At 61.7% G+C, this 963-nt stretch carries 1 protein-coding gene; it reads left to right on the top strand.

Annotation, left to right across the window (positions count from 1 at the left end; translation table 11 throughout):
• The coding region (locus CKO31_RS26085) for a carbohydrate porin (RefSeq protein ID WP_207148129.1) at positions 1-938 on the top strand (938 nt) is incomplete at its 5' end.
• Positions 939-963: the final 25 nt, after the last annotated feature.

Here is a 963-nt window from a genome sequence, read left to right as displayed (position 1 = left end):
CCTGTGGGATGGTAAGCGATTTCGAACTGGGCCAGCACGCCCCTTGGGCCGTGGACCTTGAAGACGAGGTGAAGGACATCAACGGCAGCTCGCGGGACTATCTGCTGCAGGCGTGGTACTGGCACCGCCTTGACTTCGAGGGCGACAACAGCATCGCCGGCACCTTCGGCCTCATCAAATCCACCAACTACCTAGACCTCAACGAGTACGCCAACGACGAATATACACAGTTCATGAACGAAGCCTTTGTCAATGCAGGGAACTACGGCCTGCCGTCGTACGACGCCGGTGTCGCGGTGGAGTCTGAGCTCGGCAGCTTCTCCGTGAACGCCGTCGGCATGAACATCAACGAGAACGACGAGGGCAACAACTACAACTTCTGGGGTGTGCAGATCGGCTGGCATCCGGAATTCAAGCTCGGCGCGGGCAACTACCGCGTCAACTTGGTCGGAACGAGCAGCGCATTCTCGGCACCGCCGGATGGCGCTGCACCGGGTCCGAACGATGAAAACCTCGCGCTTGGCGATGGCGGTGATGGAGGCGAGGTGCCAAGCAAGAAGGAAGCGCGGCTCGCTTGGGGTCTGTCTTTCGATCAAGCGATCGGCGAGGGGTTCGGCGTATTCACCCGCCTGGTCTGGCAATCCGACGACGCCGCCGTCGACTACGAGGCGTTGTACTCAGGCGGTATCAACATCCTCGGCAGCCGATGGCGGCGCCCCGACGACAACATCGGCCTAGGCTACGCTTACCTCGAAGGCGGCAACACCGGTGTCAAGCACAGCAACGTGTTCGAGGTCTACTACCGGGCGTCGATTAACAAATACTTGGCGCTCAGCGTCGACGCCCAGTACCAGGACGACAGTCTCGTCGAGGTCGATCCGAGGCAACGGGATCCGGTCGGCTGGACCTTCGGGCTGCGCGCGACCGCGGAGTTCTAGGGCAGCGCTGCGCAGCACCCTAGCG

The sequence above is a fragment of the Thiohalocapsa halophila genome (genome assembly GCF_016583825.1).
GTDB classification, from domain to species: domain Bacteria; phylum Pseudomonadota; class Gammaproteobacteria; order Chromatiales; family Chromatiaceae; genus Thiohalocapsa; species Thiohalocapsa halophila.
Note: the sequence above shows the minus strand (reverse complement) of the source record. Positions and strands in the feature narration are given on the sequence as shown.